Below are 16631 nucleotides of genomic sequence, written 5' to 3'. Positions count from 1 at the left end.
TCAGAAAAATATCAAGGTGCTTTCAGAAATTAAAACCTTTACATAAAAAATTTGCTTATAAAAATTCCCTCTATTGCAGACAATAGAGAGTCTTTCTTATTTAGCAGTCGTCTGAGTAGCTTCCTAGACAGATGCTAGATGGATTGAATCATAAAGAAAATCATGAGCACAATCAGAGAAAGGCTTGCCAAAAGAACTAGGATTTTCTTTGCGAGGTGGGTTTCCCAGTAGCCTGACTTGCCAATCGATGTATTAGTTTCTCTATAAAATTGCTGGTTTTCTCTAGGAAGCAGACTAACCAGCAAAATCAAGATAAGGGCTACTACAATGGTAAATGTAATCAATATTGTTTGCATTTTATTTCCTCAAGGCTCCAATCAATGTAAAAATCAAGCCAATCAAGATCATCAAGCCCAAGGCGATGACAAAGGCCTTGTTGAGGTTTTCACCCAGGCTGGCCTTCTCTTTCTTGGGCTTGCCATGCTTAAGCTCATCTAACCGTCCCTCAATATCCTTATGAAATAAATCTTTTTTAGCCATGCTGACCTCCTAACAAGCTTTGGAGAGTCTCCTGATAAAGACTGACGGGTACATCATTGGCATGTCGGCCTTGAGCTTGCAAGGCTGACCGCATCTGCTCAACACCAGATAAGGCTTCTTCCAAAGTTGATGCCAGTTGAGCTGGCTGGCTGCTGTCGAAAATATGCTGTTGGGCAATGTAGTGCCTGTCATGCAGGGTCTGCTCAAAGCCTAGAATCAAGAGATTGTTCTCAAAAGCCTTGCGCACTGCCTGTAGAACCTGACCTCCGTGATTGATGTCCAGATAAATGTCCGATTCCAAGTAGAGCTGCTCGATCTGCTTGAGACTGGCATTTTGATAAAGGACGACATTCTTATAGGACAACATAGACAATAGCTTAGGCGACATTTCCGTAAGTGCTGCAATGCGAAAGACTAGCTGCGGCAAGGCCTGAACCAAGGTCTCTAAGCCTTCAATCTGATCCGAATGGGTCAGAATCAAGGCATCTTTTCGTAGGTAGTTGTCCCGCTTGAAGTCATAATGATAGCCCAGATGCAGGAACTTCTGCTGCTGGTCAGTCGCTGCCAGACTCTTGGCCTTTTCATAAGTTGCTAAATCTGGAATGACAATGGTCTGCGTCCGCAGCTGGCTATTTTCCAGAATCAGCTGCATATTGCCCGGAAGCTCATCATACAGAGGTTCCTGCCAAAAGAGAATATCCTGCCCAGCTCGACCTGTCAAGCTGTGGGAAACTAGGAAAGAATAAGCCAGCGAATTAAAGAGAATGTGATCCAAGTCAAAGTCTAGCCGCTCTAAAAAGAAATGGATAAAATCTACTCGGCTTTTGAACATCCGCATCGGCTCTTGGTCCAGAGTCAGGATGATGTCACCAGTGGCATGATTTTCCACGATGCGCTCCTGACCGTCTGTGCTATAGTAGGTTGTGTTGAAAGCTTCCTGGCCTGATTTATAGGCTGTTTTGGCAAAGCAGCGACCTTGCTTATTATAGCGCTCACTCAGTCGTAGCTGGCCTTTTTTATCCAGCCAGTCCACCTGCTTGACCAAGCGGCCCTTGGCCTGACTTGCATAGTGAATCCGTGCTCTTTCTTCTCCCATGTCACTGACACGCGCCGCCTGGTGGTCGCCTGTGATTTCCCAGAAAGGTGGCACTGGTACTTGATTGAAAAAGAGCGGGTGGTCTACTCCCTCTTCATCCCCTAAAAAATAAGTATAGGGGGAAATCATATCGTCCGGGAGAAAGCCATTGGCCTCAATGACAATGGTCGGACAGTCATAGCCAGCTGCAAGGAGGGAATCATGCAGATCCTGGGTTTCCTGATTGTAATAATCAAAGAGCTGAATCATCTCTGACCTCCTTTAAAAGCTGGGACCAAGCCGCTTCAACCCGGCTGGTCAAATAATTCTCGGCCACTTGATAAGAGTGTTGGCTCATCTCCTGCTGGCGTCCTTGGCTAAAGAGAGCTACTATTTTCTCCACAAAAGCAGCAATAATTTGGTCCTCGACCTGATTGGAACTGACCGGTATCAGATAACCATTTTTACCATCATCGATAAAAGTCTGATTGCCATAACGGACATCAAAGCCAATGAGGGGCAGACCCGAGCCAACCGCTTCCATGAGCGTTAGACCAAAGCCTTCGCTGGTTGAAGCCGTCAGATAAAGCTCATAGCCTGCATAAATCTGACTTAAATCTGCATGCCCTTTGAGCCGAATGTAGTCCTGAGCTCCTGCTTCCTCAATCCTGCGGCGTAGCTTCTCCTCTTCGCCCCCCTTACCGTAAATATCAAGAGTCAGTTCAGGCAGCTGGGCTTGTGCTTGGACAGTCGCTGCCACTAGCCAATCGATATGCTTTTCCGTAGCGAGACGCGAAGCCGTAATCATGGAGAAAGGCTTGCGAGGATCTTTGGGATAAGTCAGCTGGTCCAGACTTCCCACCGGTATGGTGACAATTTTGGGCTGCTTGTTCGAGTAATGCTGGAACTGCTGCTCTAGAATCGTTTTCTGAGCCTCTGTTGCCACGATGAAAAAGTCCACCTTGTCAGCATTAGTAAACTGGTAGTCATAAAAATTATTCCAGAGAATGTAGTCGTCACTGCTGGCATTTTCACTAAAATGCTCCGCATGGACCACTACTCCCAGCTTAGCCTTCTGACTCTCCTCAAAGACAACCTGACCAATCCCTGTCTCCCTATCCAAGATGACCACATCATCTGCCTGAAGCTGCAAACATTGGAGAAAATAGCGGACCAGCTCAGCCTTGGAATAGAAAATCCGATCTGGAAAGCGATAGAGCTCTTCCTGACCATCCTCTATCAGCATGTCATAGGCCACACTGCCGTCTTCATGGTAGAAACGGCGCTGGTAGAGGGTTGCAGCATCATTGTGGGGTGCGAAGTATTCACTGGCATAGCGGACATAGGAGAAATAATCCTTGCGAATCAATCTCCCCCGCGAGACATACTCCACATGCTCCACAAAGTCTTGGTCTTCCTGTCGCAGATAACAAGTGATAAACTGTTCATCCTGCGGATAGAAATAGCGGACAATCTTGCCCTCTCTCTCCGAGCGATCCGGCTGACCTGCGACTTGATCCAGCACCTGGTCCAGCGTCACCGTCGTTGGTGCAATCTTGACATCAGTAAAGTAATTATAAAGCCAAATAACTTCCTCATCCAGAAAACCGATATTTTCCGTCAGATGCTGGATATTATCCGCTAAAATCATATCCATAAAGATAAACTTAGCCGGCTGCTGGATCCTGCGCAGTAGCTGGGCCCGATAAGCTTGGGCGTATTCTACACCGCTGCTGGCCCAGCCGATGCCTAAGTTGATGTTATATACTGTCATATTCTCCTCGTCTTACGGGAAGTACATGATGACTTCTCCTTTAGGGTTGAGTGCCAATTCACTCATCAAAAGATTCTTGACAATCTGCTGTTTCATGCGCTCCTTCATATATTCAAAGCCATCGTAAGCCTCTTGATAATATTCTACCAGAGGATTTTTCATAGAGAAATGCTGACCGCTTAAGGCTGTCTTGAGCTGCTGCAGATAGTCCACCTGCTCGACCCAGTTCTCATCAATAGCCTTGAGAACGGACACTCGCTGAAAATGGGTAAAGAGCTTGTCAGACTTGAGATAGGCTTTCTTTGCCTGTAATTCCTGCTCGGCAATATCCTGCAAGAGCTCTGCAATTTTCTCCGGCGAATAAATATCAAAATCATAAGGAATACGCTCAGCATGATAGCTGAAATGGTCTAAGATAAAGCGATAGAGGTCTGCCCGCGTCTCATAGGACTGCTCATAGGCCGCCTGATGAATGACCTGACTGAGGACACGGCTGATTTCTTCATCAATCCGCTCTTCAGCTTGAATCAAGCGATTGCGCTCAGCATAGGTAATCTCCCGCTGAATCTTCATACACTGGGCATATTCCAGCGTCATCCGACGGGACATCTTGGCACTGCTTTCGCTGGCTCTCTGGGCCTTGGCCACTAAGCGTCTAAAGCGGTGCTGCCCCAGCTGGACTGGATGCTGCTGAACTTCTTCAGTTGAATAGTCCTTGTAGAGCTTCTTGAGCCAATCTGGCCCCCACTTCCTGAGCAGATCATCCTCTAGCGAGATGAAAAACTTACTAATCCCCGGATCACCTTGGCGGCCTGAACGGCCACGAATCTGTAGGTCAATCCGCTGGTTCTCCATCCGCTCAGTACCAATCACCACGAGACCACCCAAATCAGCGACACCCGGTCCCAGCTTTATATCCGTCCCGCGGCCGGCCATGGATGTAGCCACCGTCACAGCACCTTTCTGCCCAGACTCTGCGATGATCTGCGCCTCACGCGCCGCATTGTTGGCATTGAGCAGATTGTGGGCGATGCCTTCTCTCAGCAGTAGGGATGAGTAAATCTCTGACATCTCCACTGAGCCGGTGAAAATCAAGAGTGGATTGCCTTGAGCATGGTAGTGCTTGACCTCGTCCAATGAAGCAAAGACTTTTTCTGGCAGGGTCTGGTAAAGCTGGTCTGGTAAATCCTGCCGAATCACTGGCCGGTTGGTCGGGATCTTGATGACAGACATGGAGTAAGTCTCCATAAATTCGCTCTCCACCACCTTGCCGGTCCCGGTCATACCAGAGATTTTCCGGAAGAGCCGGAAGAGATTCTGATAGGTGATGGAAGCCATGGCCCGCGTTTCCTCCGTCAGCTTGACATGCTCCTTGGCCTCAATGGCCTGGTGCTGGCCTCCCTGAAGCCGGGTCATTTCCAGCAGACGGCCGGTTGCGCGGTCCAGAAGTACAACTTCTGCTTCTTTGTCACCCTGGCGGACAACATAGTCCTTATCCTTCTTGTAGAGCTTGTGGGCCCGCAAGGCTAGATTGAGGTGGCGGACCAACTCTTGATTTTCCTTAGAAAAAAGATGCTCCAAGTCAAGAAAAGACTCCGCTGCCAGAATACCTTTCGACGTCAGCCAGACTTCATTCTTCTCGTCATCGTAGTGGTAGTCCTCGTCTTCTTTCAAAGTCGTAATGAAGGTATCCATGATACTATAGAAGTTTGACTGAACCCGAGGAGCACCAGAGATAACCAAAGGCACCTGAGCGCTATCCAAGAGGATGGAGTCAATCTCGTCTATAATGACATAGTTGAAAGGACTAAGATATTGGCTATCCTTATTCTCTGCTAGATTTTCAATCAGATAGTCAAAGCCCAAGGCACTATTGGTCGTATAGACAATATCCGCCTGGTAAATCAGCCGCTTCTGCTTGGGCGTCAAATTTCCAGACCCATCAGCTACCACCGCTGCCTCAATAGTCAACCCAAGAAAACGATAGACCTGCCCCATTTCCTGAGCGTCCCGCAGGGCCAGATAGGTATTGGTGGTCACCAGCATAGCTCCTTGTCCAGACAGGGCATTAAGATAGAGCGGCATGGTAGCTGTCAGAGTCTTGCCCTCCCCTGTAGCCATCTCAGCGACATTGCCCTCATGGAGAACAATCGCCCCCATGACCTGCACATCGTAGGGAAACATGCCCAGCACCCGCTTGTCCGCTTCCCTCACCACAGCATAAGCCTCCGGCAGCAAGTCGTCTAAAGTCTCACCTGCGGTCAGTCTCTCCTTAAATTCCTGAGTTTTCTTTCGTAGGTCAGCGTCTGACAAGCCAGCCATTTCTGACTCAAAACTCTTGACTTTGGCTAAGATTTTCTTTAAGCGCTGAATTTGAAAATGATTTTTAATCATCAGACTCCTCTATGATTTGGTCAATGTTTAGGCAATGAAACTCCAAGGACTCAACTCCTGCACTCAGCAGCTGAACCTTATAGCTATAGGCTTCGTTTGGGTAGGTAAAGATCATACTCTCTGAGCGCTCCACTTGATTGCTGATTTCTTTATCATAGCGGTCAAAGAAGATGATTTTCAGAAAGACGCTGGCTTCAGGATAGGTGGTCATATCTCTAGACAGGCAATAGCGAGCTCCCTTTTTGAGTAAGGGGAGAGCAGGCACCTGCCGGTCTCGCTGATAGTTCCATTTGGAAGACCATTCATGGATGGTCTGGCCGGAGGCCATCAGTTTATTTTCAAAAAATACATGTGAAGGGGAATGAATAATAAGGGTAGTGCCATAGAGATAGGTAAAGTCAGTCATTTTACCAGCTGCCGAAACCCCTCTCAGCTCTCCCCAATAAATTCCCTTTCTTTTTTGAATGTTCATTTCTTTCTCCCAAATTCCTTTTCCAATATCATTCGATAGTAATTCATAAACCAAGACACAGACACAGCTAAGTCGTCATTATGCCGTCCTGGGACACCTCTGCTAATCAGCTTAGCTTCGGTAAGATGAAGAGCCGCTACCAGGTCCTCATAGGCCGTCGGATCATAGTCTTCTTCCTTCATGTAGGCGATACCAAAGGTCGTCCGGCTGAAATCAGCCTTCTCAAACTTACGCCAGTAGCGGCGATTCAGCTCCTCTACATGCTCCTTGTCTTTGCCACCGGTGTGACGGTGAAGGACATCTAGAGCCGTCGGAAAGACCTCGGGCAGGCGTAAGCGACCACGTTGGGCAATAGTGCCTAGATTTCCCAAGGGCTTGGACAAAACGATAGCCCGCGGACGAAACTCCGATCCGTAATAAACCGCACCGTAGGTCCCCATAGACATACCTGACAGGATTAGATCCCGCTCGGTAAAGCCCAGAAAGTCCAAATGTTCTTGGATAATCTTATGAATACTGCTCTCCAGCTCATGGCTGCCCAGATAAAACATACCACCATCCACGCGCGGATCTGAAAACAAGAGAAAAGGGCAGCCCAGACTCCGCATCATTCCGAAGCCCTCGAAGCCTTCCGCCCGACGGTAACCAGAAAAATAAACAGCCAAAGGCGGCTTCAAATCACCCGGATAAAAGAAATAATTAATCTCCTGACGGTGGCTATCGCGAAAAATCTTTCCACCCAGAACATACTTACCAAACTCAAAGCGGGTCAGACGCTGATGCAGAGCGCCGACCTGAATCCGTCCCTCGCCTCTAGCCTCCAGACTGACGCCCAGATAGGAAGTAAAGTCATTGTCCAGAACCATGGATTCTCGCATATCCTCTTCTGCGAAAACAGTCTCTCGAGCAATGTCCGCAGTCGATCCTTCCTGGATGTTATAGAGGCGCAGCCGCAGCTCACAGCTGCCTGACTTTTCATATTCAAGCCAGAGTTCAACTGGATTAAACTTGTTGGCTATAATATTGTATTTCCATGACACGATTGGCTGAAAGTCCTGACCAAAGTCACCTTCCAGATCTAGATTTTCATAGCCATTGTAGCAAATCTTGCCCCGAAATCCGGGGCTAACCACCATATCAAGCGGAGTCATCTTGTCCCCATACTGGCCGGAAAAGAGAGCCTTGGACAGCTTGCGGAGCAGGTCAGCTCGATCGCTCATATCCGTTGGCTGAGCACAGTGACGCTTAAGGAAGTACTCAATATCCGCTTCCTGGGTTTCCTGTTCCTGATCATAGAAAACTGTATAAGGAATAATCTTGGACTCAATCATAAACAAATCTGGAATCCGACGCAGGTCGTCCACCAGAATCGCATCAAACTTGACAATCTTATCCATTTCCATGACCTTTTTGATGGCTAGATTGGAGTTAGGAAAGAAATAATACCAGGCCATATTGTCTGGAATGGCAAGCTCCTTGCTCCAGTCGCTTGATCCAATCTGTAAGATTTTCAGCTTATTTTGCATTCTCAGCCTCCTTGAGCCACTGCTCCCACCGGCCAATCAGCTCCAGACCAGTATTATGATGGATTTTTTCAATGGAATAAATCAAGGCCTGGTTCCAATTTTTCAAACCTTCCAAGTAATAGTCTGCAGCAGTCGGTAGATCAGAGATAGAGTCCAAGATATAGCCATTTTGCAGATGGGTCACATAGTCCGAGCCCACCAGATTGATCTGCGGAATCCCAGCAGAAATCCCAGCAATCTGCGTATAGAGATTGGGCTGCTCACTCAGGTCAATGATTAACCGCGTATCATCCAGCTCCTGAATCAAGCTGAGCTCGTCCGTGATATTCTTAATGGTGAAACGAAGGTCCTGCTCCTGATTTTCCAGCAGGGCATTCTCAGCCTGCTCACTGCGGCGGTAGTTCTTGACAAATTCATATTGATTCAGATACTCATCAATGACTTCCTGCACCTTGGTCTCCACCTTTTGGATTCCTTCCTGCCAGGCATTGTAAACACCGATAGTCAGCTCTGTATCCGGATGCTTGGCCACATAGTGGAGAACCTTGAAGATGGCATAGTCATTAAGCCCTTCTTCCAGATTAATCTGATAAAAAATCTTGGATTCGCGGCGACGCTGGCTCCTGCCCAGCTGCAGACGAGTATCAAAAGGCGACAGGTAATGCACCTTCTGAGCCTGCCTAGGCAGGTAGCGCTGAATAGCCTTCTTGAAATCCATACGATCAGTCAAGACTAAATCTGCCTGCTGCAAATCTGCTTCTAGAGCTGGCCAATCTACTGTATGATTTCGCTCGTGGAAAAAGCTGAGAATGATTTGAACATTCTTGGGCAATAAGCGCAAAATAGCTTGAGTGTATAAAGGATGCGCTGCCAGCACAAAGCGGCTGTCCGCTCCTGCATTGCGCTCGATATAGTGTCCTAATTTCTCCAAGATTAAGTCCGGCATCCGCTCATACTCCAGCTTATCAAAGTCCAGTAAGTAAGCAGGGTTGACCTCTACCCGACCGTCGTCAGGCTTCAGATGCTCACGAATCCGCCAGTCACCATCCGGCTGCAGGTAGTCCTGATAAAGGGGCTGACCTGCTTCATAATAGGTGATACTGGAGACAAAGCCCCGATCATCAAAGATATAAAACTTGTCCAGCTGGTCATCCTTGAAAAACTTGATAAAGCTGATAAAGCCTTCTACTCCAAACTCGACATGGGCATAGAGCTGTCCCTGCCTGCGGACCATGATTAGAAAGGGCGTATAGACAAACTCACAGTCTGGTTCCCAGTCCAGATCCTTGATTTGCAGTACTTGCATTTCTTTAGACTGGATTCCCTGAATCTCATCAAAGACCGAGTAATAGTCCGTCTCAAAAATATCCTGCCGATGCAAGAGGTAACGGGCATGCGGCATATAGGCTGGCAAAAGCAGCTGGACTGGCAAATTTTCACTTTGAAAAATCCGAATCTGATGAATCGAGTCATCAAACTCCAGTCGCTGCATGGAGCGGTACCAAGGGACAATATCCCGGTGCCAAACCCGATCCCCACTGCCACTCCATGAAGGAATAAAGTAATACATAGTTTCTCCTACAACAATGAACGATAACGGTCATTAAGCGTCAAGGCATCCACCTCGTCCTTAATAGAAAAGACCATCCCGATAAAAATCATAAAAATCCCCGGAATCATACTGAGCCGCAGATAGCGAATGTCCAGAAGCACCACCAACATAGGCAGGCCAGAAATCAGGATAAGATAGAAAGCCCCCACTAGTGCAAAATAAGTCACCAAACCATTGATATAGCGACGGGTTGCTCCTCCCGGATAAACATTTTCAATATACTCTCCACTCTTTTGCATCCGCTCAGCAATCTGGTCGCCACTGATATTGATAAAGGCGAAGGCCAGTGCCAGAATGAAAATAGTCAACAGATAGAGAATAAACCAAGCTGGACTTCCCATAGACAGCGCTTCTATCCACTGCTCAATCAGCTGATTGTTCGGCTGAAGAAAGTGGATAATCAAAAGGAAATACTGGGGAATGCTGACCAAGGTCATAGCGTACATAATCGGCATCCCACCAGCAGGATTAAGACGGATATCCAGATAAGAGTATTTCTTAAATCGATTATGGATATTGATCTTATTGACTGGAATTCGGTACTTGGAGCGCTCGACTGTCACAGCCAGATAGAGAAAGACAAGGCTGAAAACCAGCAGAAAGGCCAGCCAAAGTGAAGAAATATTCAGCTCCTGAATGGAGTTCCAAATATCCTGTGGAATGTAGGCAATCATGCTGGCCATGACAATCATGATGGATCCGCCAAGTCCCATGGCAGCATTCAAATCCGTCAGCCAGATGAGAAAGTAAGTCCCAGCCATCAAGACCAAGGTATCTAAGACGATAATCGTAGTCATATCCACCCCACCTGCTTCTTGCAGGGGCAGATTTAGAACCAGTGCCACGGACTGAATCAAGGCAATGACCAAGGTCAGCAGCATCCGCCGCCTTTCCTGTACTTCCAGAGGGAGCTTGCTCAGGCCTAGGCGCTTGGACACAGCAAACATCTGCCAGATCAGCATAGAGGACATCCAAGGAGACAGGCCGACAGAAAAGAGCGACATACTGCGCAGATTTCCCCCCATCAGGGCTGTCGCATAGTTCAAGGTCGTAGAGGTTCCGTCCATAGCAGCTGCCTTACTCATATCGACGAAAGGCAGGGTCAGCTTGGTTCCCAAGACATAGATAAATAAGAAAAATAAGGTCCACAGAAACTTCTTGATAATGACTGGTTTAAAAAATGACTTCACACTGACTCCTCATGACGATGGCTGAAAAAGCTCTAAGATAAGACTTCCATCACCGCATCTACTAAGACTTTTTTGCTAAAATAACCTTCCTTGAGCAGGAAAGAAAACTTTCTAACCCGCTCGACCATAGCCTGATACTCCTCGACAGTCAGATTTTCAACAATCCGACTGGCCTCTTCCAGACTATCTACAACAAAGCCCAGACCGCGCTCGCGGATCAGCTCTGCATTGGACAGGTAAGAAGGGACGATGACCGGAATCCCAGCTGCCAGATAAGTGGCAGACTTATGAGAGATATTGAGACCGTAGTATTCCGGCTCGTCTGCTGGATTTTCTTCGACACCCCAGACCAGACCTATACCTCCCTTGGACAGCTCCAAGAGCAGCTCCGGCCGGCTGACCCAGCCGCGATAGCTGACATTGGCCTCTGGATTTGACTCTTCTTCAGGCGAAAAAATCTCCAGCGACGTAGCATAAGACCAGTTGCTCAGATGCGGAAAACGCTCCACACTTCCTGCGAAATAGAGCTTGCGCTCAAACTGAGGCTGGTGCAGGGGCAGATCATAGGGATGATCCCACATGCGCTGGACCAAAATCTTTTCCACAGTCAGCCCCTCTGCCAGAAGCTTGTCTCGCATCTGCTCAGAAGGCACGATGACCGCATCCGACTGATTGTACATATCGATATACTCCGGCATCAGATAGTAGTTTGACGGGAACATCAGTGGCGGCACATCATGAATAAAGGTAATCAGCTTGGCCTGCAAAATCTTCAGCTTGCTGATAAAGGCCTGGTCAAACTCCCGGCCGTTCCAAGTCGGCGACTGGTAAATCACGACATCGCCATAGCCTACACTCGCCATGATGCCATCCAGACGGGTACTCATCTCTGACTGGCTGTCGCTGTAAATATCGTAAAAATAAAAACTCAGTTCATTGAAGCCCAGCTGCTTGGCTAGCTTGGTCACATCATTCTGGGCAATCAAGGCCGTACTCTGGCCAGACATACCGTATAGATTGGTAATATTAACTTTCATACTCTTTTTCTAATCTTCATTCCTGAGCCAGATTGGCAACAATCTGACTGTCATAAGCTTGGTCATCTCTAAACTCAATATCCTGATCAAAGTTGTGCTCAGCCGTATGCTTGTGCGACAGCTTGACCTTGTGCGTAGCCCCCATCTGGAACCACTCATACTCCGAGTCAATATGCCCAATATCCAGGGCCCGATAACCTTCCTGAACCAGATCATAGACCAAGACCTTGGCCGTCGGACCTAGCATGGTCAAAATCAGACGATTATCCGCATGTTCTCGAACAGCCTGCTTGATAGCCTCCAGCTTGCTGTAGGCGTTGCGCGAAGGACAGATAATCCGCTTGATGGACCTAGCCCCGTCAAAGAGGTCATTGCCCACACCAGAACGGGAAGTCAAGCCCTCTACTATCAAGAGGTCCTTGTCCTGCCAAAGCTGCTTGAGCTTTGCAAAATAACCCGCAGACGGTGTCTTATCTTCCAAGTCGATATAAGGCCGGGAAATAAAAGTCGATCCGTACCAAGGTGCTCGGCAAATCTCTTGGTAATCTGACAAGTGATAATACAAGTGAACTTTCCAAAAATTCTGGGCGTCAATGGAATAGCGCTCTAGCCCTGTAAATACATCGGACAGACAGACCATCAAACGCTCATCGCTTTCCATAGACATGATTTCTCTCAAGCGTGCTGATAGTTCTGGATCAAAGTCTTGATAAACGATACTACGGCCAGCAACTAAATCCATCTCCCCATCTCCAAAGCGAACCACTGAAGCACCTTTCTCCAAGAGATAATCCAGTGATTGGTCGATAGAGAGTACAGAAATCTGCCGCTCTTCAGGCTCGGCCAATCTTAGCTTCTCAATAGCCTGCACCATGACTTCAGGGTTATCAGCTGGAAAGACTTCCTGCCCCTGCTGGCCATGGGCTATGCTATCAAAGGCAAAGACTGCCTTGCCAGCAGACTTAAAGCGAGCAATGATATCGCCGACCTCATCACCTGCATTGATATCCAGCAGCAGCTGAGACTTGGCTTCCAGCGACTCCAAGAGAGCCGGAATGCCCGCAATATCTGAGCTGACGCTGACATTAGGATACTGGAGCAGACGCGTGATTGGCTCTGCCACCACTACCGGTGCCGCGATGTAGAAATGACAGCCAGGCAAGGCTTGAATCAGATAGTTGATATGCAGTAGGTCACAAGAGTAGGTGTAGACTAGGCAGGACAGACTTGAGCCTCCTTCAACTTCCACCATCTTTTGAGTCAGGGCTCCGACTGGCTCCCGCATGTCCGACCAGTCCAGTCCCTGATAGAACCACCAGACCTCACGGTAGATAGACTGGGTGTACTCTTTCCAAGGCTTGCGCTCGGTTAGATAGTGGATAACCGGCGGATAGAGAGCTTTTTCTGGCTCATAGTCCGAGAAAGTCGTATGGAGCGTAATGCAGTTATAAGCAAAAGGCAGCTCTAGCCAGCGGTTCTCAAAGAGCATATTGAGAATGCTTTGGTCACCAGACGGTACCTTGTCATGCCATTCATTGGTCAGTTCAATCAAACGTTGGCGAATATTTTCCTGCTTCCAAAGGGCATTATTGATTAATAAGAACCCAGCATTAAAGATGTGCTGATGAAAATACACTTGCCCACCCAGATCCTTGACCGCAGCAAGTGGTGCATCTCCAAGTTCTGTTTCAAATAGGGAGCTTAAATCCCGCGTGACAACGATATCGCAATCCAAATACAAAGCCTTGTCTTCCTCAACAAAATCCGCTACAAAATAGCGCAGGAAAACTGTATAACTAATATCCGTTTTAAAATTTGACACCAGCGAAGCAGACACCCGAGCATTGACAATCTGGCAGTCCAGCTTGGCCAGCTTTTTCCGCATGCTGACAAACCACTCTGTCGGAAAGTCACTATTGATGACATAAAACTTGATAAAGCGATTGTGGCAGACGATGGACTTAATGGTGGTTAAGACCTGCTCACTATAGGCAGCATTAGCCGCCAGCACCACAGCCCGAAAGGCTTGAGGCTTCTCTTTTTTCATCAGACTGCGCAGGTTTCTCACCATCTCCTGAGGGTGCTCATGGGGATAGACCAGTTCTTCCTTTTCATTTTTCTTAGTATTGTCAAAAGCCAGAACTGGCTTGCCAAGTGCCTTGAAACGACTGCTCAGTTCATAGTGCTCGTTCCCATGGTGAATATCCAAATAGACCTGGCACTTACCAATGAGCTCATCCAGCACTGCATGGATAACCTGTGGATAGAGATGGATATTTTCATAGCGATCCAAAGAACGCAGATAATCTCCCATATCTGTGTAACAGGCTATATAAAAATGGACGCTAGGCAAGGACTGGGCTAAAAATTCAATCTGCTCCAGCTCCTGTACATCTGTCAGGAGCATGCAGTTCAGAGCTGCCTGCTCCCAACGGTCTTGCATCTCAAACTCTCCCCGATGATGGGCTGAAATCTCCGCCAAGCTCAAGGCCTGAAAGTCCCACCAAAGCTGACGATAGCGATAGCTAACTTCCGAGTTCCAAGGCTTGCGAAAGGTCGTATAGTGGATAATCAGTGGTTCCTGATCCAGCTCAAAATGACCATTCCAGCCGCTGTAAAAGGCCACTAAGTCATGGCCTACCTGCAGATTGTAAATCTTATCCAAGGGCAGCCAATCCTGAGCCAGCACATGATTTAAAACCGTCTGATCGCCGTTGAAATCCTCCATCTGGCCAGACTGGACCAAACCCATGATGCGGTCCGTCTCCTTGATAAAGATCTCCTGCAGCTGCCTTTCTTTCCAAGCTCGATTATCAATTAGCAGAACGCCAGAGTTAAAGCCATAACCGCCGGCATCTCCAACCGCTGCCACAAGCTTACCTTCCAGAGGAATATCACATAAAGTCTGCAAATCTCTATTGACAACTAGGTCGCTATCCAGATAAAGGACACGCTCCTCTACCACAAACTGCGGAATGAAATAGCGAGCATAGGCTGCTGAGCTGATATGGTCCTGCGTCAGCCACTCTGGACTGATAGTCACTTGGTCCAAGCTGATATTGACTAATTTACTGTCCAGCTGCTCGGCCAGATCATTAAAATCACGGAACCATTCGTCACTCAATCCCTGATTGAAAACATAGATTTTTACATTTTTATTGTAATATAAAATCGACTTAATTGTAGTCGAAATTTGCTCCTGATAGGCCTGATCCCCAACCAAAACAATCGTTTTCATTTCTTCCCTTACTCTTTCATTTCATAAACTCTAAAACATCATTTCTATACTTGATATTATATAAAATATTGTCCAAAAAATCTATATTCTCAGGGACTTTCCTGCAGAATAAAGGACACTTTTTTTCTACTAAATTGTCAAAAAAACAGGAAGTTGTCAAAACTTCCTGTTTCTATTACCTCTCGGTTTCTTTTTACTAATTCCTAATCTAGGATTTTAGGAAGCAAGCACCAGAAATAACCAAGTTATTTCCTTATAGCTTGCTTTGTCCATCACTTCCACATCTCACTAACAGAGTGGACTTTTGACGGACTAAAAGATAAACTGATTGTCTCTATTTACTGCTACTCCTCAGAGTCGCTTTTCTTTTTACGTCTCTTGAAGGCCAAGCCCAACGCTCCTAAGCCCAGAGCCAGGATGGAAGCCTTGCTCTCCGTTTCCCCTGTCTGAGGCAGACGACCTCTGGAAATCAGATCCAGCTCAGACTGTCTTGCTGAAGCGGACAGGCTTTCAGATGTGCTCTGACTAGCTGACAGGCTCGTAGACAGGCTTTCCGATACAGACTGACTGACACGGGCAAGCTCGCTGAGACTGACTGCTGCTGACAGTGACTCGCTTGTAGAAAGGCTGAGTGAGTAGAATTCCTTCTCATGAACCAGATCCAGCTGACTATGCAAGACTGAGGTGCTGGTGCTTACTGAGGTAGACTCACTGATTGACTGAGAATCGCTAATCGAAGCACTTTCTGAACCAAATAGACTAGCCGAAGTGCTGGCTGATTCTGAGGCACTTACTGAAGCGGATATACTTGCCAACGCTAAAGCAGATGCACTTACTGAAGCGGATTCGCTGATTGATGCTGACTCACTTGCGCTCACGGACGCACTTGTCGATGCTGACGTGCTTGCGGAGACGGACGCACTCGTTGAAGCGGATGTACTTGCTGATACTGATGCGCTGGTTAAGGCAGACGTACTTGCGCTTACTGAGGCACTTGTTGAAGCTGACGTACTTGCCGAAGCTGACGCACTGGTTGAGGCGGATGTGCTTGCAGACACAGATGCGCTCGTTGAAGCAGACGTACTTGCGCTTACGGATGCACTCGTTGAGGCTGAGGTACTTGCACTTACGGACGCACTTGTCGATGCTGACGTACTTGCGCTTACTGATGCGCTGGTTGACGCGGATGTGCTGGCAGATACAGATTCACTCGCTTTTGCAGATGAGCTAGTTGAAGCAGATTCACTTGCACTCACTGACGCGCTCGTGGAGGCCGATGTGCTTGCACTCACTGACACACTCGTTGAGGCTGACGTACTTGCAGATACAGATGCGCTCATTGACGCTGAGGTGCTTGCACTTACTGAAGCGCTCGTCGATGCGGACGTGCTTGCTGAAACGGACGCACTCGTCGACGCGGACGTACTTGCACTTACTGAGGCACTTGTTGACGCCGATGTACTTGCACTTACGGACGCACTCGTTGACGCTGAAGTGCTTGCGGAAACTGACGCACTTGTGGACGCGGACGTACTTGCACTTACGGATGCACTTGTGGACGCCGATGTACTTGCACTTACGGATGCACTCGTCGACGCGGACGTACTTGCGGATACTGAGGCACTTGTTGATGCCGATGTACTTGCGCTTACTGAGGCACTCGTCGAAGCTGATGTACTTGCGCTTACTGAGGCACTTGTTGACGCCGATGTACTTGCACTTACGGACGCACTCGTTGACGCTGAAGTGCTTGCGGAAACTGACGCACTTGTG

At 47.9% G+C, this 16631-nt stretch carries 12 protein-coding genes; all 12 read right to left on the bottom strand.

Annotation, left to right across the window (positions count from 1 at the left end; translation table 11 throughout):
• Positions 1–134 precede the first annotated feature (134 nt).
• Positions 135–356 (bottom strand): accessory secretory protein Asp5, encoded by a 222-nt coding sequence (locus HMPREF1150_RS00290; RefSeq protein WP_002906878.1) that lies wholly within the window; start codon positions 354–356, stop codon positions 135–137.
• Between the two features lies 1 nt (position 357).
• The gene (asp4, locus tag HMPREF1150_RS00295) at positions 358–540 is read right to left on the bottom strand and encodes an accessory secretory system protein Asp4 (protein WP_002897858.1); all 183 of its coding nucleotides are present in this window, start codon (positions 538–540) and stop codon (positions 358–360) included.
• Entirely contained in the window at positions 533–1885 is a 1353-nt protein-coding gene (gene gtfB / locus HMPREF1150_RS00300) for an accessory Sec system glycosylation chaperone GtfB (protein ID WP_002906879.1), read from the bottom strand. Before gtfB ends, asp4 begins: the two co-directional genes overlap by 8 nt.
• Positions 1869–3389: an accessory Sec system glycosyltransferase GtfA gene (gtfA, locus tag HMPREF1150_RS00305; RefSeq protein ID WP_002906881.1), complete on the bottom strand. Its 1521-nt coding sequence runs from the start codon at positions 3387–3389 to the stop codon at positions 1869–1871. The genes gtfB and gtfA overlap by 17 nt, the downstream gene beginning before the upstream one ends.
• Before the next feature lie 12 nt (positions 3390–3401).
• Positions 3402–5783 (bottom strand): accessory Sec system translocase SecA2, encoded by a 2382-nt coding sequence (gene secA2, locus HMPREF1150_RS00310; RefSeq protein WP_002906884.1) that lies wholly within the window; start codon positions 5781–5783, stop codon positions 3402–3404.
• Positions 5776–6255 (bottom strand): accessory Sec system protein Asp3, encoded by a 480-nt coding sequence (gene asp3 / locus HMPREF1150_RS00315; protein ID WP_009660554.1) that lies wholly within the window; start codon positions 6253–6255, stop codon positions 5776–5778. The genes secA2 and asp3 overlap by 8 nt, the downstream gene beginning before the upstream one ends.
• On the bottom strand, positions 6252–7781 hold the full coding sequence (gene asp2, locus HMPREF1150_RS00320) for an accessory Sec system protein Asp2 (RefSeq protein WP_009660585.1): 1530 nt from the start codon (positions 7779–7781) through the stop codon (positions 6252–6254). The genes asp3 and asp2 overlap by 4 nt, the downstream gene beginning before the upstream one ends.
• Positions 7771–9351, bottom strand: a complete 1581-nt coding sequence (gene asp1 / locus HMPREF1150_RS00325; protein WP_009660537.1) for an accessory Sec system protein Asp1 — start codon at positions 9349–9351, stop codon at positions 7771–7773. The genes asp2 and asp1 overlap by 11 nt, the downstream gene beginning before the upstream one ends.
• Before the next feature lie 8 nt (positions 9352–9359).
• Entirely contained in the window at positions 9360–10583 is a 1224-nt protein-coding gene (gene secY2 / locus HMPREF1150_RS00330; RefSeq protein WP_009660545.1) for an accessory Sec system protein translocase subunit SecY2, read from the bottom strand.
• 32 nt (positions 10584–10615) lie between these two features.
• The gene (locus HMPREF1150_RS00335) at positions 10616–11620 is read right to left on the bottom strand and encodes a sugar transferase (protein ID WP_009660574.1); all 1005 of its coding nucleotides are present in this window, start codon (positions 11618–11620) and stop codon (positions 10616–10618) included.
• A gap of 16 nt (positions 11621–11636) precedes the next feature.
• Positions 11637–14858, bottom strand: a complete 3222-nt coding sequence (locus HMPREF1150_RS00340) for an SP_1767 family glycosyltransferase (RefSeq protein ID WP_009660548.1) — start codon at positions 14856–14858, stop codon at positions 11637–11639.
• A 344-nt stretch (positions 14859–15202) separates the two neighbouring features.
• A partial coding sequence (locus tag HMPREF1150_RS11945; protein ID WP_083842709.1) for an LPXTG cell wall anchor domain-containing protein occupies positions 15203–16631 on the bottom strand: 1429 nt, incomplete at its 5' end.

The sequence above is a fragment of the Streptococcus sp. AS14 genome (assembly GCF_000286495.1).
GTDB lineage: Bacteria > Bacillota > Bacilli > Lactobacillales > Streptococcaceae > Streptococcus > Streptococcus sanguinis_P.
The sequence above is the reverse complement of the archived record's forward strand: the minus strand, read 5'-3'. Positions and strand labels throughout refer to the sequence as shown.